This window comes from Superficieibacter sp. 1612_C1 (genome assembly GCF_015234305.1).
In the GTDB taxonomy this organism is placed as follows: Bacteria; Pseudomonadota; Gammaproteobacteria; order Enterobacterales; family Enterobacteriaceae; genus Superficieibacter.
On the sequence record NZ_JADGMI010000005.1, the window covers coordinates 452,854 to 471,966 of the forward strand.

Here is a 19,113-nt window from a genome sequence, read left to right on the forward strand (position 1 = left end):
ACTAAATCGATCGCAATTAGCCGATCATTAACGGGATTTTTTGGCCTTGCCGAAGGCGTGCCAGGTCGCAGAGACGCTATTGAGGTGAGTTTGCAGCGCCCGATCCGCGTCGTCCGGATCGCGGGCGCGGATGGCATCGACAATGGCGATATGCTGTTGATAGCTAACGCTGTTGTGCTCGTGGAGCTCTTGATCCGCTACTTTTGGACGGGCCGCTATCAGCCAGTCGAGCAGCGCGACGTGGATCGCCATAAAGATCGGATTTCCGGGGATCTCCGCCAGCACACGGTGGAAGTCGACGTCGGAGCGAATAAACTGCGCGTTGTTGTCCAGCGACTGGCTGTTGATCTCCAGCGCTTTACTCAGCAGCGCGATTTGTTCATCGGTGGCGTGTTCGGCGGCGTAGCGCACCAAGCTCGATTCAAAGAACAGGCGCAGCTGTTCGAAGTGGGCGATACCGCCGGGATGCGAGAGAAAGTCTTTCGCCATGCCGGAAAGCTCGCCAATGATGGTGTCCGCTGAAGGGCGGGAAACACGCGCGCGTTCACCGTTGCTTATTTGCACCAGCCCTTTGCGTTTAAGCGCCGCCAGCGCTTCGCGCACCGAGGGGCGGCCCACGTTAAAGAAAGCCATCAGCTCGCGCTCGGAAGGCAGTTGCTCGCCTTCGCCAAACTCGCGACGGCGGATCATCTGCTCCAGCTCCTCTTCCACCATCTCAGAGAGTTTTTTGCGCGCCAGCGGGCGGCGAAAGCTACGGCCGATGAGGGTTGTCTGTTCTTCGCCTGATGTCTTCATAAACGCCGGGTTACCATGAGTATCAATCAGATGCTTCATCATAACACAGGATTTTTCGTCATGGGCAACGCGGCCCCGCAAGGGGTTGATGACAAACCTGTTAGGCTATTTTATGCGTGGTTTGGATCTGGTGGTAACGGCGATTGCCGAAGGCCGCAAGGCAGCGGACGGGATGTTGAACTTTATGAAAGTATAATCCCCTCAGGCCCCCTGACAACGATCATATGGCGAGCGAGTACGACGTGCAGTTGCCCGATGAAAAATTACTGGCAGACGAACTCATTCGATCGCAGATAGCGCTGAAGGAACAGAAACGCTGAAGCCCGAATGTTCCTGAGTTGAATGAGACAGAGAAAAGCCCTCTCCCCGCCAGGAGAGAGGGTTTAAAACGGTGTTACTTTACGACGCGTAGTGCCGGACGGCCACCGCGCGGCGGCGGATCGTCATCGGGATCGTTGTCATCCTGATGGTCGGGCTTGTCGCCGTCAATAACGGACATCACCGTTTCATTTTCAACGTCGGACTCGCCATCATCGTTCTGGCTGACAATGTCTTCATCATAGGCCGCTTCCGGCTCGAACATCGTGCCTGCGCCGTTTTCACGGGCATAGACCGCCAGCACCGCAGCCAGCGGCACGGAGACCTGACGAGGCACGCCGCCAAAGCGCGCGTTGAAACGCACTTCGTCGTTCGCCAGCTCCAGATTACCGACCGCACGCGGCGCGATATTCAACACAATTTGCCCGTCGCGCGCATATTCCATTGGGACATGCACGCCGGGCAGTGTCACATCCACTACCAGGTGCGGCGTGAGCTGGTTATCCAGCAGCCATTCATAGAATGCGCGCAGCAGATAAGGACGGCGTGGGGTTAATTGTGACAAATCCATGCTGTTTAGCCCCGGCCAAGGCGTATTTCACGCTCGGCTTCAGTCAGAGAAGCGAGGAAAGAGTCACGTTCGAAGACGCGAGTCATGTAGCCTTTCAGCTCTTTCGCACCCGCGCCGCTAAATTCAATCCCCAGCAGCGGCAAACGCCACAGCAGAGGTGCCAGGTAGCAATCTACCAGGCTGAACTCATCGCTCAGGAAGTAAGGCTTCTGACCAAATACAGGCGCAATAGCCTGCAACTCTTCGCGCAATTGTTTACGCGCGGCATCTGCTTCGGAAGAAGAACCGTTAACGATGACGTTCATCAGCGTGTACCAGTCCTTTTCAATACGTTGCATGTAAAGACGGCTTTCACCGCGCGCAACCGGATAAACCGGCATCAGCGGCGGATGCGGAAAACGCTCATCAAGATATTCCATGATGATACGGGATTCCCACAGGGTCAGCTCACGATCCACCAGCGTCGGAACACTCTGATTCGGGTTGAGGTCAATCAGATCCTGAGGCGGGTTGTCCTTCTCCACGTGCTCTATTTCGAAGCTAACACCCTTTTCAGCCAGCACAATGCGGACCTGATGGCTATAGATGTCAGTAGGACCAGAAAACAGCGTCATTACCGAACGTTTGTTGGCAGCGACAGCCATGAAAACCTCCAGGTATATTCAGAATTTTTACTGCTGCCAGCCACACCGTGACTGACCAGATGTTTACGCCTCATTTCCGTTGAACGACATTCCTGTTCAGTTAGTAAACAAAAAATGAACAATCCCCGTTATTTGGGCAGAAAATTGGATGATAGTTTACCAGATTTTGACGCCTTTGTGGTGGGGGGATTCTGGAAATGTGGAAAAAGAGGCCCGATAACGGTCATGAATGTGGATAAACGTCGTTTAGTCCATAAAAAAACCCGCCGAAGCGGGTTTTTTCGCCAATGGTTGTCTGCCTGAGCAGAAACCAATTAACGTTTGGAGAACTGAGGACGACGACGTGCTTTACGCAGGCCGACTTTCTTACGTTCAACCTGACGAGCGTCACGAGTAACGAAGCCTGCTTTACGCAGTTCGCCACGCAGGGACTCGTCGTACTCCATCAGAGCGCGGGTGATACCGTGACGGATCGCACCAGCCTGACCAGAGATACCACCACCTTTAACGGTGATGTACAGATCCAGTTTCTCAACCATGTCGACCAGTTCCAGCGGCTGACGAACTACCATGCGGGCAGTTTCACGACCGAAGTACTGTTCCAGAGAACGTTGGTTGATAACGATTTTGCCGTTGCCCGGTTTGATGAACACGCGAGCTGCGGAGCTTTTGCGGCGACCAGTGCCGTAGTATTGATTTTCAGCCATTGCCTATAATCCCGATTAGATGTCAAGAACTTGCGGTTGCTGTGCCGCGTGGTTGTGCTCGTTACCTGCGTAAACTTTCAGTTTACGGAACATAGCACGACCCAGTGGGCCTTTTGGCAACATGCCTTTAACCGCGATCTCAATCACACGCTCAGGACGGCGAGCAATCATCTCTTCAAAGGTCGCTTGTTTGATACCACCGATGTGGCCAGTGTGGTGATAGTACACTTTGTCAGAACGCTTGTTGCCGGTAACAGCAACTTTGTCAGCATTCAGAACGATGATGTAATCACCGGTATCAACGTGCGGAGTGTATTCCGCTTTGTGCTTACCGCGCAGACGAAGCGCCAGTTCGGAAGCCAGACGGCCCAGAGTTTTACCGGTCGCGTCAACAACATACCAGTCGCGTTTTACGGTTTCTGGTTTAGCTGTAAAAGTTTTCATTAAAAGCTTACCCAAATAAATTAGTTACACGTTGGTGAACACCCAAACGCTTCAAAACACATGAGGCTCACACGACATTGTCCAGTAAACCTACCCCCTCGGATATGTTTAAACCGGCACACAACGTTCTGGGAAAAAAACGTTGTTGTAACGTGGGGTCGCAGGATTATAGAGAAGTCAGGGTCAAAGATCGACCCCTTTTTGTGATTTGCAGCGGGTTTTACGCGCAGCAGATGGCCTGCTTCCCCTCACGGCATATGTTCAAGGCGTAAATACTCTTCGCTCTGCATCTCCTGTAGGCGCGACAGGCAGCGGCGGAATTCGAACTGTAGCGCGTTTCCCTGATAAATCTCGTCCAGCGGACGTTCGGCGCTGACCACCAGCTTCACGTGCCGCTCATAGAACTCATCGACCAGCGCGATAAAGCGTCGGGCTTCGCTCTCCATCAGCGGCGTCATCACCGGTACATCAAATAACAGCACGGTGTGGAACAGGCGTGAGAGCGCGATGTAGTCATGCTGGCTGCGGGCATCCACGCACAGGGTGGTAAACGACGCCGCCAGCGTCTGATTTTCTACGCCCAGCGTCGGGAACGGGCGATGGTTAATTTCAAGTTCCGGCGTATGTTCACGTTTAGCGCCCGCCAGTGAGAGCCAGAGGCTGTCCATCTGGTGTTGCGTGTCGCTATTCAGCGGCGACAGCCACAGATGCGCCTGGGTGAGCGTGCGCAGACGATAATCGATACCGGCATCGACATTCATGATGTCGCAGTGGGTTTTGATCGCCTCAATCGCGGGCAAAAAGCGCGCGCGCTGTAAGCCGTTGCGATACAGCTCATCCGGCGGAATATTGGAGGTGGCGACCAGCGTAATGCCGCGGGCAAACAGCGCTTTCATCAGCCCACCCAGCAACATTGCATCGGTAATATCCGAGACAAAGAATTCATCGAAGCACAGCACATCGGTTTCGGCTTTAAAGCGGTCGGCAACAATCTCCAGCGGATCGCTCTCGCCCTGCAATGCCGTCAGCTCTTCATGTACGCGCAACATAAAGCGGTGAAAATGCAGACGCTGTTTACGCGCGCCGGGCAGGCTCTGGTAAAAGAGATCCATCAGCCAGGTTTTGCCACGTCCAACGCCGCCCCACATATAAAGGCCGCGTGCGGAGGGAGCGGTGACGATTTCCTGCTTACTAAGCAATTTGCCAATTTTCGCAAATAACCCGCCGTTTTGCCTGACTGGCTCAGGCTGCATTGCCAGTTGCTGATAGATCGCGTCCAGGCGCTCCACGGCCTCCCGCTGGACGTCGTCGGGTTGGTGAGTGCCCTCACGCAGGGCCTGTTGATAACGCGATGTCGGGGAAGTGCTTTGCATGGCTTATTATTATCCCTTGTAAATCAGAGTGCCACTGTTCACGGTTGGCGAAAAAAAGGCCGTTCTACACTACGCGATGTGCGGCCGGGATTCCACTTCTGAGGATTTAGCGGTTATAGTGGCATAATCGGGCACGGGCATGGAGCCTCGCGGCCAACACCCTACGGAATCACACACAACGGGAGATGTACATGACCTGGGAATATGCGCTAATTGGTTTAGTTGTCGGTATCATCATCGGTGCCGTTGCCATGCGTTTTGGTAATCGTAAATTACGTCAACAGCAGGCTTTGCAGTACGAACTGGAAAAGAACAAAGCAGAGCTGGAGGAGTATCGTGAGGAGCTGGTGAGCCACTTTGCCCACAGTGCCGAGCTGCTGGATAACATGGCTGATGATTATCGTAAGATTTATCAGCATATGGCAAAAAGCTCCAGCAACCTTCTGCCGGGCATGGCGGCGGAAAATAATCCTTTCCGCAATCGTCTGGCTGAGTCGGAAGCCAATAACGATCAGGCCCCGGTGCAGATGCCGCGCGACTACTCAGAAGGCGCATCTGGCCTGCTGCGTAATGGCGTGAAGCGCGATTAATAAGATTGATGGCAAACCGTCCGTGGACCGCCGGGTTGGGCCTCCCTCCGGGAACCAATTCCGGTGTTTCCCCTGACGCCCCCTTTTCTTTTAGGGCGCACGCGCTGCGCCCGCTTCAACTATTCTTATCCCAGCTATTATTTAATCATTATCGCATTGTGACCCGGCCACATTTTCAATAACATCAAACTGTTTTGGGATGGTCTTCTTTCACTTCAGGTATGAGAGCCAGCATCAATGAAGAAACAAACCCTGCTGTTGAGTGCGTTAGCGTTGAGTGTCGGGTTATCTCTTTCGGCACCCTTTACGGCTGCTGCGGCACTGCCGTCGCAGGTTCCTGGCCAGGCGGCGCTGCCGAGCCTGGCCCCCATGCTGGAAAAAGTTCTGCCTGCGGTGGTCAGCGTTCAGGTTGAAGGCACCGCCGTACAGGGGGCAAAAGTACCGGAAGAGTTGAAGAAATTCTTCGGCGACGTTGCCCCGGATCAACAGCCGCAGCCGTTTGAAGGGCTGGGCTCCGGTGTGATTATCGACGCGGCGAAAGGTTACATTCTCACTAACAATCATGTGATTAATCAGGCGCAGAAGATCAGCGTTCAGCTCAACGATGGTCGCGAGTTTGATGCCAAACTGATTGGCAGCGACGATCAGAGCGATATCGCGCTGCTGCAAATCCAGAACGCCACCAATCTGACGCAGATTGCGATTGCCGATTCCGACAAACTGCGCGTCGGTGACTTTGCGGTTGCGGTCGGCAACCCGTTTGGCCTTGGGCAAACGGCGACCTCCGGGATCGTCTCCGCGCTGGGGCGCAGCGGTCTGAACCTGGAAGGGCTGGAAAACTTTATCCAGACCGATGCCTCCATCAACCGCGGCAACTCTGGCGGCGCGCTGCTGAACCTTAACGGCGAGCTGATCGGCATCAACACCGCGATCCTTGCGCCGGGCGGCGGCAGCGTCGGTATCGGCTTTGCTATCCCCAGTAATATGGCGCGCACCCTCGCTCAGCAGCTGATTCAGTTTGGTGAAATCAAACGCGGCCTGCTGGGTATTAAAGGGATGGAGATGTCTTCTGACATTGCCAGGGCCTTTAATCTGAACGTCACCCGTGGCGCGTTTGTCAGCGAAGTGCTGCGTAATTCCGGCTCAGCGAAAGCGGGCGTCAAATCCGGCGACGTCATCGTCAGCCTGAACGACAAACCGTTGAACAGCTTTGCCGAACTGCGTTCGCGTATCGCCACGACCGAACCGGGCAGTAAAGTGAAGCTCGGCCTGCTGCGCGACGGCAAACCGCTCGATGTGGAAGTGACGCTCGATAAGAGCACTTCGTCTTCTGCCAGCGCGGAGATGATTGCACCAGCGCTTCAGGGCGCGAAACTCAGCGACGGCCAGCTAAAAGACGGCTCGAAAGGCATCACGGTCGATGAGGTCGAGAAAGACAGCGCCGCGGCCCAGGCCGGTCTGCATAAAGGCGATGTGATCACCGGGCTCAATCGCGAACGCATTCATTCTATTGCCGAAATGCGTAAAGCGCTGGAGTCAAAACCTTCCATTATCGCCCTGAATATCGTGCGCGGTAATGAGAGCATCTATCTGCTTCTGCGCTGATTAATGGCGGTTCCGGACGTCACCTGACGTGTGATGTCCGGATAAGTCGTGCTATGCTGCGACGGTTTACTTATCAATGATATCCGCATCATGCTTGTGAAGCTTTTACGCTCGACTGCTATCGGTTTGATTGTTGGCGGCCTGTTACTGGCTGCCATGCCCTCTTTACGCCAGTGGAACGTCAATTCCACGCCGCACTATGACAGTGCCGACGAGTCGCCGGTCAGCTACAACCAGGCTGTTCGCCGCGCCGCGCCTGCGGTGGTGAACGTTTATAACCGCGGGATGAACAGTTCCAGCCATAATCAACTGGAGATCCGCACGCTGGGTTCCGGGGTGATTATGGATGAGCGTGGCTATATTGTGACCAACAAGCACGTGATTAACGATGCGGACCAGATCATCGTTGCGCTTCAGGACGGGCGCGTTTTTGAGGCGTTGCTGGTCGGTTCGGATAGCCTGACCGATCTGGCGGTGCTTAAAATTAACGCCACCGGCGGTCTGCCGGTGATCCCGATTAACCGCAAGCGCATACCGCACATCGGTGACGTGGTGCTGGCGATTGGCAACCCCTATAACCTCGGGCAGACCATCACCCAGGGGATCATCAGCGCCACCGGGCGCATCGGCCTGAACCCCTCGGGGCGGCAAAACTTCCTGCAAACCGATGCCTCCATTAACCACGGTAACTCCGGCGGCGCGCTGATTAACTCGCTCGGCGAACTGATGGGCATTAATACCCTCTCCTTTGATAAGAGCAACGATGGCGAGACGCCGGAAGGGATCGGCTTTGCGATCCCCTTCCAGCTGGCGACCAAGATTATGGATAAGCTGATCCGCGATGGCCGGGTGATCCGCGGCTATATCGGCATCGGCGGCCGTGAAATTGCGCCGCTCCACGCTCAGGGCGCGGGGATCGATCAGATTCAGGGGATTGTGGTTAACGAAGTGTCGCCGGGCGGCCCGGCAGCGGAAGCGGGCATCCAGGTCAACGATGTGATTGTGTCAGTGAATAATAAACCGGCAGTCTCCGCGCTGGAGACGATGGATCAGGTGGCAGAAATCCGGCCGGGTTCGGTGATCCCAGTGGAAGTCATGCGCGAGGATAAGAAGCTGAAGCTGAACGTGACGATTCAGGAATACCCGGCAACCGAGTAAGTGAGATGCCGCGTTTTACCGGGTGGCGGCTGTGCCTTACCCGGTCTACGTTTTATCTATCAATGGCTTACACGAAATAACAGGCCCGGTAAGCGCAGCGCCACCGGGCATCGCATTACCGGGTCGTAATACAACTTACTTATTAACGAACTCTTCGCCGAGCTGAATATCTTTCTTCAGCGTCTCCAGCATGCCTTCCAGCGCCTGTTGCTCGAACGCGCTCAGCTCGCCGTAGGATTGACGCTCTTCGATACCGTTTTTACCCAGCAGCAGCGGCTGTGAGAAGAAACGCGCGTGCTTGCCGTCACCTTCAACATAAGCACACTCAACCACACCCTGCTCGCCCTGAAGCGCACGCACCAGCGACAGACCGAAACGTGCCGCTGCCTGACCCATAGAGAGCGTTGCGGAACCGCCACCGGCTTTGGCTTCCACTACTTCCGTACCCGCGTTCTGGATACGTTTGGTGAGATCGGCAATTTCCTGGCTGGTGAAGCTCACACCCGGGATCTGCGAGAGCAGCGGCAGAATGGTCACGCCGGAGTGTCCGCCGATAACCGGGACTTCGACTTCCGTCGGTTTTTTGCCTTTCAGTTCTGCGACAAAGGTGTTCGAGCGGATGATATCCAGCGTCGTGACGCCAAACAGCTTGTTCTTGTCGTAGACGCCCGCTTTTTTCAGCACTTCCGCCGCAATGGCGACCGTGGTGTTAACCGGGTTAGTGATAATACCGATACAGGCTTTCGGGCAAGCTTTGGTGATTTGCAGCACCAGATTCTTGACGATGCCAGCGTTAACGTTAAACAGATCGGAACGATCCATACCGGGTTTACGCGCCACGCCTGCCGAAATCAGTACAACGTCAGCGCCTTCAAGCGCCGGAGTCGCATCTTCACCGCAGAAACCTTTAATCTTAACGTCAGTAGGGATGTGGCTAAGATCAACAGCGACGCCGGGAGTGACTGGCGCGATATCATACAGGGAGAGTTCTGAGCCAGAAGGCAGTTGGGTTTTCAGTAGTAGGGCAAGCGCCTGGCCGATACCGCCCGCAGCGCCGAGGACTGCAACTTTCATCCTAAACTCCTTATTATGGTTAATATAATTGACCGTTACTCCATTGCAGTGACAGTAGTTAACGGAACCCGCAAATACAAATGCCTTACGCCTGGAATGCGTCATCACACGCATTATTGCCGGCGAAAAAAGCACGATATGCTTTGCTTATGAAGGCCGTAGTCACTTTCGATAGCGTATCAACACGCGGTTACATTACACCGTGGAGGGCAACCAAAACAACATCAATTTGATAACAATTATTTTACTTTTAAACCGATCCCTTTCTTGTGATTCAGACGTGTTTCTTAATAACGAAATTTGATAAAATCAGTCTCTTTCATAACATTATTTCAGCCTTATTCACGGCAGATAGTTTGCATAAAAATTCATCAGTATGCATAATAATGTTGTTTCTACCGCCATGATTGGGTGACTTATGCGAAGCTCGACTAAACAAGAAGAGTTAGTCAAAGCGTTTAAAGCGCTACTTAAAGAAGAAAAATTCAGCTCTCAGGGAGAGATCGTCCAGGCGTTGCAGGAAGAGGGCTTCGAAAATATCAATCAGTCCAAAGTGTCCCGCATGCTGACGAAGTTCGGCGCGGTACGCACGCGCAACGCTAAAATGGAGATGGTCTACTGCCTGCCCGCAGAACTGGGCGTGCCAACGACCTCCAGCCCGTTAAAGAATCTGGTGCTGGATATCGACTATAACGATGCCGTTGTGGTTATTCATACCAGTCCCGGTGCGGCGCAGTTAATTGCGCGTTTGCTGGACTCGCTGGGTAAAGCGGAAGGCATCCTTGGCACTATCGCCGGTGATGACACGATCTTTACCACCCCTGCCCGCGACTTTACGGTGAAAGAACTGTACGAGGCGATCCTGGTGTTGTTCGAACAGGAGCTGTAATCCCCCTTCCCTCCAGATGACGCTGGAGGGAATCTCCTTTCTGCGCGGCGTAAACCCGATAATTCCCTGCTTTTCCTTTAGCACTTAGTGCGATCTACGGCGCTCAATCATTCACAAGGTGAATGATTCTTGAAGAAACCGCACGAAAAATCAAATGCGCCTATCCTGCTGATTTTTAATATTTTGTTAACATTCCTGCGCACAAAACATCCATTTTTTATTCCTTCATGTTATAGCGTTTGTCATCGTTAAAACTTATTAACGCAGGTTATAATTAGTCTGTTATTAATTTTCCGGGTTATTAGTGTATACTTGATTTTGTGATGAGGGTCACGAAATAAGACCCTTACGAAAAAATTCGACGAGGTAAATAACATGAAAATGACAACGACTGTAGCCACCCTGAGCCTGCTTTCAGCTCTTTCCTTTGGCGCTTTCGCCGCTGACTCTATCTCCAGCGAGCAGGCACTGAACCGCGAAGCTATCGGCACCGTCTCTGTAGGCGCGGTTGGCACCGCCCCGATGGACATGCGAGCCATGCTGGATGAGAAAGCCGCCGAGCAGGGCGCATCCGCCTACCGCGTTATCGAAGCGCGTACCGGCGACCAGTGGCATGCCACTGCCGAACTGTACAAATAAGTTAATTAAGTAAAACCATCTTCTCTCCTGCGGCATCCCATAAAAAAGCGACACAAAACGCCATGCCGCATGGATACACCTGTGAGGAATATAGATTATGAAAAACGTAATGATTATCGCATCCCTGGGCCTGGCCTCCCTTCTCTCCTTTGGTGCCGGTGCTGCTGCCCATCAGGTAAATGCTGAACAGGCACAGAACCTTCAGCCGATGGGTTCCATCTCAGCATCTGCTGTCGCAGGCAGCCCGATGGATATGCGTCATGAACTGGCAGCAAAAGCGGAAAAAGAAGGGGCCAGCAGCTATCGAATCACTGAAATGCGTACCGGTGACCACTGGCACGCGACCGCAGAATTGTACAAATAAACCCTCGTCGTCTGAACCGACGACCTTGCCCCCGTTCGCCGGGGGCTTTTTTTTAATGGCGCACGTTAAAACGTAATTGCCCTTCCAGTTCTTCCTCTGCCTCATCAAATAGCAGGATCAGCGCACCGTAGCGGCGACGTTTCGTGTCGTTGAGATGGACGAAGTCGATTTCCAGCGGTAGCGGCAGCACATTGCCCATCACCACGTCCCACAGTGAATCCAGATCGCTTACCTGCTCGCTTTTCAGGGCAAATACGCGCGTGAATTCACGATAGAAGTCGCTTTGATTTTTTATTGTTGTAAAGTCAAAAGTATAAATTTTCATTGCCCGGTCCAACCCCAATGGACGGCATCTGCCGCCCGGCCGCTTATAATCCCCCAATGTGCAGGGTTTTCACTTCCAGAAACTCATCCAGTCCCAGCACGGAACCTTCACGTCCCAGCCCCGACTCTTTTACGCCACCAAATGGCGCAACTTCGGTGGAAACCGCGCATTCGTTGACGCCAATCATGCCGCTTTCCAGCGCCTGAGAAACGCGGAAAATACGCTGCATATTCTGGGTATAGAAGTAGGCGGCAAGGCCAAACGGCGTATGGTTTGCACGCTGGATCACTTCATCTTCCGAGGTGAAACGGAAACAGGCCGCGACCGGACCAAACGTCTCTTCTTGCGCCAGTTTCATGCCGTCATTACAGTCGCCCAGCACCGTGGGCTGCCAGAAGTTACCGCCCAGCGCGTGCGCTTTGCCGCCGGCGAGGATTTTCGCACCTTTACTGACAGCATCATCAATATGTTCACGCACTTTATCCACGGCAGATGGCTCAATCAGCGGGCCGACAATTACGCCCTCTTCCAGCCCGTTCCCCACTTTTAGCGCCCCGACGGCGTCACTCAGCTTCTGGATAAAGCTGTCGTAGATACTTTCATGGAGATAGAAACGGTTGACGCTCACGCAGACCTGCCCGGCGTTACGGAATTTGTTGGCGATGGCCCCCTGCACGGCAGCGTCAATGTCTGCATCGTCAAAAACGATATAGGGTGCGTTACCCCCCAGTTCCATAGAGATTTTTTTCATGGTATCGGCGGAGTTGCGCACCAGCGTTTTGCCTACGGCGGTGGAGCCGGTAAAGGTGATTTTCCGCACGTCCGGGCTTGCCATGATCGCATCGCTGATGTCAGAGGTACTCCCCGCCACCGCATTCAGAACGCCATCCGGCACGCCCGCTTTTTTTGCCAGTTGCAGCAGGGCAAAGGCGCTAAGCGGCGTATTATTTGCCGGTTTGATAACGCCAGTGCAGCCCGCCGCCAGCGCCGGGCCGAGTTTGCGGGTAAGCATCGCCATCGGGAAGTTCCACGGGGTGATCGCCGCCACCACGCCAACCGGTTCGCGCGTCGCCAGAATACGCGATCCTGGCTTCGCTGGCGGAATGATCTCACCGTTGGCGCGTTTCGCCTGCTCCGCAAACCACTGAATAAAGCTGGCAGCGTATTCCACTTCACCTTCAGCTTCTTTCAGCGGTTTCCCTTGCTCGGTAGTCATTAACTGCCCCAGCCAGCGTTTGTTTTCGATAATCAGTTGATACCAGCGGTAGAGGATTTCCGAGCGCTGTTTGGCCGTTTTCGCCCGCCAGCCAGGAAAAGCCCGGCTGGCAGCGGCGATAGCCTCTTCGGTCTCTTTTTTACCGGCTTTTGCAACACGGGTAATGACCTCGCCGGTTGCCGGGTTGACGACATCAAAGGTCGCGTCGAGCGTTTTCCAGACTCCATCTACCAGATACCCTGTTTGAAAGAGTTCGTGCTCCTGAAGTGTCTGTGCTGCCATGTGCCCTCCCGATGTGTTTCTTTTATAGCGTTTAAGTATAGCCATAAAAAAACCGACGCTTCTGGCGTCGGTTTAGATCGTTGGCGAATTGGCTTAACAAGGGAAACGCCGGGATTGGGTTCCCGGAGGGAGGCCCAACCCGGTGGTCGCCCCGATATCCGCGGGCGGTTTGCATCAACCTCAGCCGATGCGTTTTCCATTTTTGTCCGGGAAGCTAACGGGTGGTCAAAGCATGCTGATATTTATGCAGCATATCGACCAGCCGGTAAACCGGCTCGGTAACCTGCGGCGAAGCCTGCCAGTAGCGCAGTTTTTCCTGATAAACATCAAGTTCTTCAAGCAGTTCGGTAAAATAGAGACGGCGCTTGTCATCATTACTGGCGGAAATAACCCGGTCAGCGGTATGCCTGAGCCGCCGATGGAAGGCCGAGAGATCGTCGTTAATCGGGACTGGTGCGTCACGCAGGCGCTGATGCGCGATGATCAGCGTCAGCGCCAGGCGGAATTTCGCCACGTCACCGGGAAATTTGTTCAGCAGCAGAAAAAGTTGCTGATAGAGCGCGGGCAGATGGTTCTCTTTACGCCGGGCCATGTTGGTCGTCATCGCCGATACCGCCGCAGAAACAAACTGGTTTAACAGCACGCGTCCGGTACGCGTCCGGGAGTTATCACGCACCAGCAGGATCACCATCAGCGCCAGTGAACAGCCTACCAGCTGCCCCAGCGCGCTGTCGAGAAACTGGCTAAAGTGGAACGTCATCGGGTTATCCAGCACGATGATATTAATGGTACTCGCCAGCGCCCCCAGCGATCCGAGGCGTCTTTTCTGCACTTCAATTCCGATAAAGAAGGCCAGCACCGCCAGACTGATACACAGCAGCAGCATACTTTGCTGGGTAGAAGGAATGATCACCAGGAAGAACAGTGCCCCCAGCGGCAGCGCCACCACCGTGCCAAAAAGGAAATCGATCGCCACCATACGCGGATTTGGCAGACGCATCGCCAGTGCGGTCACCACAGCAATCATCACCATCGCACCGCTACCGGAAGTCCAGCCGGTCCATAGCCAGAAAAGCGTACCGAGAATGCACGACAGCGTGGTGCGCCAGAAGTTAACCATTGCATGATGGCGCTCGGCTGAGTCCAGCCTGACAATAACTTCTCCCTGAAGGACATCTTCTTCCACCGCGCTGATTTTGGCATTGCCCACCACGCCCCGTTTTAAAAGCTGATAGCGCGTAGCGGCAGCGATCCAGCTATAGACGGTAACGGGAGTCTCGCGCTCGCCGGTCCAGACCAGCAGGCGGCGAATACGCTTCAGCTGCTTATGCACGTCCTGCGCGTTCTCTACCGGCGTGGAAAAAATCTCGCGCCAGGTATCTGTCACCAGTTCCGGGCGCGTATTCTGCATAATATAGGTTTCGCACGCCTGGGTAATGAGCGTCAGAGAGACCGTGTTAAGCGCTTTCAGGCGACGGCCCGCGCGCGACCAGCGGGACGATTCCATCAGCAAATTCCCGCGCATCCCCTCCAGAGCCGCCGTGCGACGCACCAGCGCCCCCCAGGCATTATCCAGCTCCTCGCTATCCCCGTGCTGAATACACAGCTGCATCAGGCGATACTGCTCCACCAGCAGATTATCCAGCTCAAGATCGATAACTTGCTTAATGGAACGCGGGGAGAACAGCAGATCCGCGACAATAGCGCAGACGATGCCAATGACGATTTCGCTACAGCGCTCGACGGCAAACTGCGGCGTCAGCAACGGCTCCGTCTGGATGGTGATGACGATGATCAGCGCCGTATAGCCCGCCAGGCCCCAGGCATACGAATTTTCGACGCGCACCAGCGACGAGACCCAGGTACAAAATCCGGCCCAGACGCAACACACCAGCACCATCAGCAACGGCGCGCGGATCATCAGGATGATGATGGTCAGCGCGGCGATACAGCCGATAAACGTACCGATGATACGCAGCATACCGCGATAGCGGATCGCCCCGGACCACGGTTCGCCACCCGCCGCAAACGCCGGACCTGCCGCGACAATCGCCGCCGTCAGCACCGCCCAGCGCGGGGTTTCAAGCTGGAAGTGGAAACCGACAAACAGCGCCAGCACGATGGCACAGGCCAGCTTGATAGCAAAGCGGACATGCTGAGTGGCAATGGAGAAAATACCCATAGCGCTTAGCCGAACTCACGCAGGCGCAGCGCCAGTTTCTGAAAGAATGACATCTGCTGGATATCACGATCCTGGGCACCGGTAATAACGACCGTGGCTGTCGTCCCCGCCGGCCAGACATTTTCCCCCTGACTGTCCAGCCGGATGCGTACCGGCACGCGCTGCGCCAGACGAACCCATTCCAGGTTTGAGTCAACGGTCGCCATGCCTTTTGCATCGTTACTGCTGCTGGCATTGGTTACCCCAGCCGAGATGCTGTCGACGGTGCCTTTAATCACCCGGTTACTGCCCAGTGGCGTAATCTCCGCCCGGTAGCCGGGACGCACGCCCTCAAGTTTGGTCTCTTCCATATAGGCCTGAATGTAAAAGCTGTTTTGTTTCACCAGCGCCACGGCGGTAGAGCCACGGGTAATAAACTCACCGCTGTATACATTCAGGTTAGTCACCCAGCCATCCGCGGGGGCGCGAATAACCGTGCGTTCTAAATCAAGTTTCGCCAGATCGCGCGTAGCCTCGGCTTTCGCCAGCTGATGTTCTACGGTTTGCAGGACGTTGTTGGCCTGGTCAATCTCTTCGCGCGACATTGCCTGGATGCCTAACTGATTGCGTCGTCCGGCCTCGCGGCGTTTTTCACTGGCCAGCGCCTTGTAGTAAGCGACGTCAGCATCCGCTTCTTCAACGGCTTTCTGATAGCGCGGCTGGTCGATGGTGAACAACACCTGATCCTTTTTGACCAGTTGGTTATCGTGCACCTCAACCTGAGTGATCAGCCCGGCGACGTCCGGGGCAATAGCCACCACGTCGGCGCTAAAGCGGGCATCACGCGTCCACGGCGATTCCGTGTAATAGACCCACGCGTGGAAGATGGCCGTAAAAGCCAGCAGTACCAGTATCAGCGTAATGGCCGTACGGGAAATTTTCCTTGTTAGTGTTTTCACATCCACCTCAGACGAACAAACGCGATAGTAAATAGAACAGGCAGCAATACAACGCGGTATTGAAAAGTGCAGGATGCCAGACAAAATCGTAGATCCCGGTGGGGACCAGCACGCGGTGCACTAGCCAAAAAAGGGCCAGCGACAATAGCAATTCAAAGAAGATCGGCGGAAACGACAAGCCGAAAATCACAATGACGGGAAACAGACTCATGTTGACCTTGATTAGAGAGAGTGCAGGCGAGTGCGATGTATTAGTTATATGGCTAACAATATATTAGCGTAACAGTTATGCACTGATCTATATTATGTGATCTAAATCACTTTTAAGCCAGAGTGAACAATGGAACGACTTAAACGCATGTCAGTTTTTGCCAAAGTAGTGGAACACGGCTCGTTTACCGCCGCGGCCAGACAGCTACAAATGAGCGTTTCTTCGCTCAGCCAGACGGTGTCAAAACTGGAAGATGAATTGCAGGTTAAGCTGTTAAACCGCAGTACGCGTAGCCTCGCGCTGACCGAAGCCGGCAAGATTTACTACCAGGGTTGTCGCCGGATGATGCATGAGGTGCAGGATGTTCACGAGCAGCTTTATGCATTTAATAACACGCCGATTGGCACCTTGCGGATTGGCTGTTCTTCAACCATGGCACAAAATGTCCTTGCGGGTCTTACCGCCGGGATGCTGAAAGAGTATCCGGGGCTGGCAGTGAATCTGGTCACCGGCATTCCCGCGCCGGACCTTATTGCTGATGGGCTGGATGTGGCGATCCGCGTTGGCGCGTTACAGGATTCAAGCCTGTTTTCCCGGCGGCTGGGCGCGATGCCGATGGTGGTGTGCGCGGCGCAAAGCTATCTTCAGCATGCAGGCATGCCGGAGAAACCCGCAGATCTTGCCAGCCATTCGTGGCTGGAGTACAGCGTGCGTCCGGATAATGAATTCGAGCTGATCGCGCCGGAAGGTATTTCTACCCGTCTGATCCCTGAAGGACGGTTTGTGACTAACGATCCCATGACCCTCACCCGCTGGCTGGTGGCCGGAGCCGGGATCGCCTATGTGCCGTTGATGTGGGTGATCAACGAGATTAACCGTGGCGAGCTGGAGATCCTGCTGCCGCGATATCAGTCCGATCCACGTCCGGTTTATGCGCTGTATACCGAAAAAGATAAGCTGCCGCTGAAGGTGCAGGTGTGTATTAATGCACTCACGGATTATTTTGTCGATGTAGCGAGGGTATATCAGGATATGCGCGGGCGGGGGAAAGAATTGCGTTAGCCCTGCCGCACGGTGTTGCTCTGCCCGGTGGCGCTGCGCTTACCGGGCCTACGATTAAGCTATTGATATTTAGTAATTTACAGGCCGGGTAAGGCGAAGCCGCCACCCGGCAAGGCGGTGGTAATGCCGCTCCGTGCGACCCTGCCCGGTGGCGCTGCGCTTACCGGGCCTACGGATATGTGCAACGAATGATGTGCAACGCTTTGATATACAATAAACTGTAGGCCGGGTAAGGCGAAGCCGCCACCCGGCACGCGGGCGTACAAGCGTTACGCCGTGCCACCTACCGTCAGGTTGTCGACTTTCAAGGTTGGCTGGCCGACGCCCACGGGCAGGCTCTGCCCCTCTTTGCCGCAAACGCCCACGCCTTTATCCAGCTTCAGATCGTTACCGACCATTGAGATTTGCTGCATCGCCTCAATCCCGGAACCGATAAGCGTCGCGCCTTTCACTGGCGTGGTCACTTTACCGTTTTCGATCAGGTAGGCTTCAGAAGTTGAGAAAACGAATTTGCCGGAGGTGATATCCACCTGACCACCGCCGAAGTTCGGCGCATAGATGCCGTATTCCACAGATTCGATGATTTCCTGCGGGGTGGATTTGCCTGCCAGCATATAGGTATTGGTCATGCGCGGCATTGGCAGATGAGCGTAAGACTCACGGCGGCCGTTGCCGGTCGGCGCGACGCCCATCAGACGTGCATTAAGTTTGTCCTGCATATAGCCTTTCAGCACGCCGTTTTCGATCAGCGTATTGTACTGACCCGGCACGCCTTCGTCATCAATCGAGACTGAGCCACGGCGATCGGCAATGGTGCCGTCATCCACCACGGTGCACAGTTCAGATGCCACCAGTTCCCCGATATGACCGCTAAACACCGACGTACCGCGACGGTTGAAATCGCCTTCCAGACCGTGACCGACCGCTTCGTGCAGCAGTACGCCAGGCCAGCCTGCGCCCAATACCACCGGCAGCGTTCCCGCTGGTGCCGCAACGGCGGAGAGGTTTACCAGCGCCATCCGCACCGCCTCTTTCGCCCACGCATCGGCACGCACGTCGCCGTCTTCATCGGAGAGGAAATACTCATAGCCGAAGCGACCACCGCCACCGCTGGCCCCGCGCTCGCGTTTGCCGTCCTCTTCCACCTGGACGCTTACCGACAAGCGAACCAGCGGACGCACGTCCGCCGCCAGCGTGCCGTCAGTGGCCGCCACGAGGATCAGTTCATAAACGCCGGTCAGACTGGCGGAAACTTCCTGCACGCGTTTGTCTGCCGCACGGGCTATGCCGTCAACCCGACGCAGAATGTCGAGCTTCTCTTCGCGGCTCATGCTTTGCAGCGGATCGATGCTGGTATACAGCGCGCGATGTTCCACCGCACCCAGCGTCTGCACACGACCGTCGCCCGCATCACGCACGATAGTGCGTGCCGCCAGCGCGCTCTGCTCCAGCGCCAGCTTGCTGATCTGATCGGCGTAGGCAAACCCGGTTTTTTCGCCGCTCACCGCGCGAACGCCAACGCCCTGGTCGATGTTGTATGAGCCATCTTTAATAATGCGGTCTTCTAAAACCCAGGATTCGTGGTAGCTCGACTGGAAATAGAGATCGCCATAATCCAGGCGACGCTCAGTTAACTGGCCAAGAATGGCAAACAGATCCTGATGGGTCAGGCCGTTTGCAGAAAGCAGGTGTTCACTTACCAGGTTCAGACTCATTATTTTGCTAC

Annotated in this window: 20 protein-coding genes and 2 pseudogenes; 9 read left to right on the top strand and 13 right to left on the bottom strand. The window is 54.8% G+C overall.

The features are described 5' to 3' along the window. Positions 1-27: 27 nt before the first annotated feature. The gene (nanR, locus tag INT84_RS18960; protein ID WP_194208097.1) at positions 28-795 is read right to left on the bottom strand and encodes a transcriptional regulator NanR; all 768 of its coding nucleotides are present in this window, start codon (positions 793-795) and stop codon (positions 28-30) included. A 103-nt stretch (positions 796-898) separates the two neighbouring features. On the opposite strand from nanR, the pseudogene INT84_RS24470 reads away from it, so the two are divergent. Further along, a pseudogene (locus INT84_RS24470) lies at positions 899-991 on the top strand (glutamate synthase); the annotation flags it as partial. 19 nt (positions 992-1,010) lie between these two features. Then, a pseudogene (locus tag INT84_RS24475) lies at positions 1,011-1,115 on the top strand (nuclease); the annotation flags it as partial. Between the two features lie 74 nt (positions 1,116-1,189). Here INT84_RS24475 and sspB read toward each other — a convergent pair. From sspB to zapE, 5 genes are all read right to left on the bottom strand, one after another. Further along, entirely contained in the window at positions 1,190-1,684 is a 495-nt protein-coding gene (gene sspB, locus INT84_RS18965) for a ClpXP protease specificity-enhancing factor (protein WP_103675634.1), read from the bottom strand. A gap of 5 nt (positions 1,685-1,689) precedes the next feature. After that, complete coding sequence (sspA, locus tag INT84_RS18970) at positions 1,690-2,328, bottom strand: stringent starvation protein SspA (protein ID WP_176920407.1); 639 nt, start codon at positions 2,326-2,328, stop codon at positions 1,690-1,692. A 314-nt stretch (positions 2,329-2,642) separates the two neighbouring features. Then, the gene (gene rpsI / locus INT84_RS18975; protein WP_000829815.1) at positions 2,643-3,035 is read right to left on the bottom strand and encodes a 30S ribosomal protein S9; all 393 of its coding nucleotides are present in this window, start codon (positions 3,033-3,035) and stop codon (positions 2,643-2,645) included. Between the two features lie 15 nt (positions 3,036-3,050). After that, positions 3,051-3,479, bottom strand: coding sequence for a 50S ribosomal protein L13 (gene rplM / locus INT84_RS18980; RefSeq protein WP_103675632.1), 429 nt, complete (start codon positions 3,477-3,479; stop codon positions 3,051-3,053). A gap of 248 nt (positions 3,480-3,727) precedes the next feature. Continuing rightward, positions 3,728-4,852, bottom strand: coding sequence for a cell division protein ZapE (zapE, locus tag INT84_RS18985; protein ID WP_194208041.1), 1,125 nt, complete (start codon positions 4,850-4,852; stop codon positions 3,728-3,730). A gap of 191 nt (positions 4,853-5,043) precedes the next feature. Here zapE and zapG point away from each other — a divergent pair, with 191 nt between their 5' ends. From zapG to degS, 3 genes are all read left to right on the top strand, one after another. Further along, the gene (zapG, locus tag INT84_RS18990; protein WP_176920405.1) at positions 5,044-5,442 is read left to right on the top strand and encodes a Z-ring associated protein ZapG; all 399 of its coding nucleotides are present in this window, start codon (positions 5,044-5,046) and stop codon (positions 5,440-5,442) included. A 237-nt stretch (positions 5,443-5,679) separates the two neighbouring features. After that, entirely contained in the window at positions 5,680-7,047 is a 1,368-nt protein-coding gene (gene degQ, locus INT84_RS18995; protein WP_194208042.1) for a serine endoprotease DegQ, read from the top strand. A 90-nt stretch (positions 7,048-7,137) separates the two neighbouring features. Further along, positions 7,138-8,205, top strand: a complete 1,068-nt coding sequence (gene degS / locus INT84_RS19000; protein WP_194208043.1) for an outer membrane-stress sensor serine endopeptidase DegS — start codon at positions 7,138-7,140, stop codon at positions 8,203-8,205. Positions 8,206-8,340: 135 nt separating this feature from the next. On the opposite strand, the gene mdh is transcribed toward degS, so the two are convergent. Further along, on the bottom strand, positions 8,341-9,279 hold the full coding sequence (gene mdh / locus INT84_RS19005) for a malate dehydrogenase (RefSeq protein WP_176920402.1): 939 nt from the start codon (positions 9,277-9,279) through the stop codon (positions 8,341-8,343). A 418-nt stretch (positions 9,280-9,697) separates the two neighbouring features. On the opposite strand from mdh, the gene argR reads away from it, so the two are divergent. From argR to yhcN (INT84_RS19020), 3 genes are all read left to right on the top strand, one after another. Then, positions 9,698-10,168, top strand: a complete 471-nt coding sequence (argR, locus tag INT84_RS19010; protein ID WP_103675627.1) for a transcriptional regulator ArgR — start codon at positions 9,698-9,700, stop codon at positions 10,166-10,168. Positions 10,169-10,543: 375 nt separating this feature from the next. Continuing rightward, positions 10,544-10,807 carry a peroxide/acid stress response protein YhcN gene (gene yhcN, locus INT84_RS19015; protein WP_194208044.1) on the top strand — a complete coding sequence of 88 codons (264 nt, stop codon included), beginning with the start codon at positions 10,544-10,546 and terminating at the stop codon, positions 10,805-10,807. 97 nt (positions 10,808-10,904) lie between these two features. Further along, positions 10,905-11,171 carry a peroxide/acid stress response protein YhcN gene (yhcN, locus tag INT84_RS19020; protein ID WP_194208045.1) on the top strand — a complete coding sequence of 89 codons (267 nt, stop codon included), beginning with the start codon at positions 10,905-10,907 and terminating at the stop codon, positions 11,169-11,171. Positions 11,172-11,223: 52 nt separating this feature from the next. On the opposite strand, the gene INT84_RS19025 is transcribed toward yhcN (INT84_RS19020), so the two are convergent. From INT84_RS19025 to aaeX, 5 genes are all read right to left on the bottom strand, one after another. Then, complete coding sequence (locus INT84_RS19025; protein WP_194208046.1) at positions 11,224-11,496, bottom strand: hypothetical protein; 273 nt, start codon at positions 11,494-11,496, stop codon at positions 11,224-11,226. 43 nt (positions 11,497-11,539) lie between these two features. Next, complete coding sequence (locus tag INT84_RS19030) at positions 11,540-12,994, bottom strand: NAD-dependent succinate-semialdehyde dehydrogenase (RefSeq protein ID WP_194208047.1); 1,455 nt, start codon at positions 12,992-12,994, stop codon at positions 11,540-11,542. 214 nt (positions 12,995-13,208) lie between these two features. Further along, positions 13,209-15,176 (bottom strand): p-hydroxybenzoic acid efflux pump subunit AaeB, encoded by a 1,968-nt coding sequence (aaeB, locus tag INT84_RS19035; protein ID WP_194208048.1) that lies wholly within the window; start codon positions 15,174-15,176, stop codon positions 13,209-13,211. A gap of 5 nt (positions 15,177-15,181) precedes the next feature. Further along, positions 15,182-16,114 carry a p-hydroxybenzoic acid efflux pump subunit AaeA gene (gene aaeA, locus INT84_RS19040; RefSeq protein ID WP_194208049.1) on the bottom strand — a complete coding sequence of 311 codons (933 nt, stop codon included), beginning with the start codon at positions 16,112-16,114 and terminating at the stop codon, positions 15,182-15,184. A 7-nt stretch (positions 16,115-16,121) separates the two neighbouring features. Continuing rightward, a complete protein-coding gene (gene aaeX / locus INT84_RS19045; RefSeq protein ID WP_194208050.1) occupies positions 16,122-16,325 on the bottom strand; it encodes a p-hydroxybenzoic acid efflux pump operon protein AaeX in 204 nt (67 codons plus the stop codon). A gap of 129 nt (positions 16,326-16,454) precedes the next feature. Between aaeX and aaeR the strand changes: the two genes are divergently transcribed. Then, complete coding sequence (gene aaeR / locus INT84_RS19050; protein ID WP_194208051.1) at positions 16,455-17,387, top strand: HTH-type transcriptional activator AaeR; 933 nt, start codon at positions 16,455-16,457, stop codon at positions 17,385-17,387. A 269-nt stretch (positions 17,388-17,656) separates the two neighbouring features. Here aaeR and tldD read toward each other — a convergent pair whose 3' ends face one another. Next, a complete protein-coding gene (gene tldD, locus INT84_RS19055) occupies positions 17,657-19,102 on the bottom strand; it encodes a metalloprotease TldD (RefSeq protein WP_194208052.1) in 1,446 nt (481 codons plus the stop codon). Positions 19,103-19,113: the final 11 nt, after the last annotated feature.

Excerpts from the sequence above, each read along its gene's own strand:
- rplM (WP_103675632.1), bottom strand. The coding sequence starts at position 3,479 with ATGAAAACTTTTACAGCTAAACCAGAAACCGTAAAACGCGACTGGTAT.
- tldD (WP_194208052.1), bottom strand. The coding sequence starts at position 19,102 with ATGAGTCTGAACCTGGTAAGTGAACACCTGCTTTCTGCAAACGGCCTG.
- zapG (WP_176920405.1), top strand. The coding sequence starts at position 5,044 with ATGACCTGGGAATATGCGCTAATTGGTTTAGTTGTCGGTATCATCATC.
- sspA (WP_176920407.1), bottom strand. The coding sequence starts at position 2,328 with ATGGCTGTCGCTGCCAACAAACGTTCGGTAATGACGCTGTTTTCTGGT.
- INT84_RS19025 (WP_194208046.1), bottom strand. The coding sequence starts at position 11,496 with ATGAAAATTTATACTTTTGACTTTACAACAATAAAAAATCAAAGCGAC.
- aaeX (WP_194208050.1), bottom strand. The coding sequence starts at position 16,325 with ATGAGTCTGTTTCCCGTCATTGTGATTTTCGGCTTGTCGTTTCCGCCG.
- rpsI (WP_000829815.1), bottom strand. The coding sequence starts at position 3,035 with ATGGCTGAAAATCAATACTACGGCACTGGTCGCCGCAAAAGCTCCGCA.
- mdh (WP_176920402.1), bottom strand. The coding sequence starts at position 9,279 with ATGAAAGTTGCAGTCCTCGGCGCTGCGGGCGGTATCGGCCAGGCGCTT.
- nanR (WP_194208097.1), bottom strand. The coding sequence starts at position 795 with ATGAAGACATCAGGCGAAGAACAGACAACCCTCATCGGCCGTAGCTTT.
- aaeB (WP_194208048.1), bottom strand. The coding sequence starts at position 15,176 with ATGGGTATTTTCTCCATTGCCACTCAGCATGTCCGCTTTGCTATCAAG.
- zapE (WP_194208041.1), bottom strand. The coding sequence starts at position 4,852 with ATGCAAAGCACTTCCCCGACATCGCGTTATCAACAGGCCCTGCGTGAG.
- aaeR (WP_194208051.1), top strand. The coding sequence starts at position 16,455 with ATGGAACGACTTAAACGCATGTCAGTTTTTGCCAAAGTAGTGGAACAC.
- degQ (WP_194208042.1), top strand. The coding sequence starts at position 5,680 with ATGAAGAAACAAACCCTGCTGTTGAGTGCGTTAGCGTTGAGTGTCGGG.
- sspB (WP_103675634.1), bottom strand. The coding sequence starts at position 1,684 with ATGGATTTGTCACAATTAACCCCACGCCGTCCTTATCTGCTGCGCGCA.
- argR (WP_103675627.1), top strand. The coding sequence starts at position 9,698 with ATGCGAAGCTCGACTAAACAAGAAGAGTTAGTCAAAGCGTTTAAAGCG.
- yhcN (WP_194208044.1), top strand. The coding sequence starts at position 10,544 with ATGAAAATGACAACGACTGTAGCCACCCTGAGCCTGCTTTCAGCTCTT.
- yhcN (WP_194208045.1), top strand. The coding sequence starts at position 10,905 with ATGAAAAACGTAATGATTATCGCATCCCTGGGCCTGGCCTCCCTTCTC.
- INT84_RS19030 (WP_194208047.1), bottom strand. The coding sequence starts at position 12,994 with ATGGCAGCACAGACACTTCAGGAGCACGAACTCTTTCAAACAGGGTAT.
- degS (WP_194208043.1), top strand. The coding sequence starts at position 7,138 with ATGCTTGTGAAGCTTTTACGCTCGACTGCTATCGGTTTGATTGTTGGC.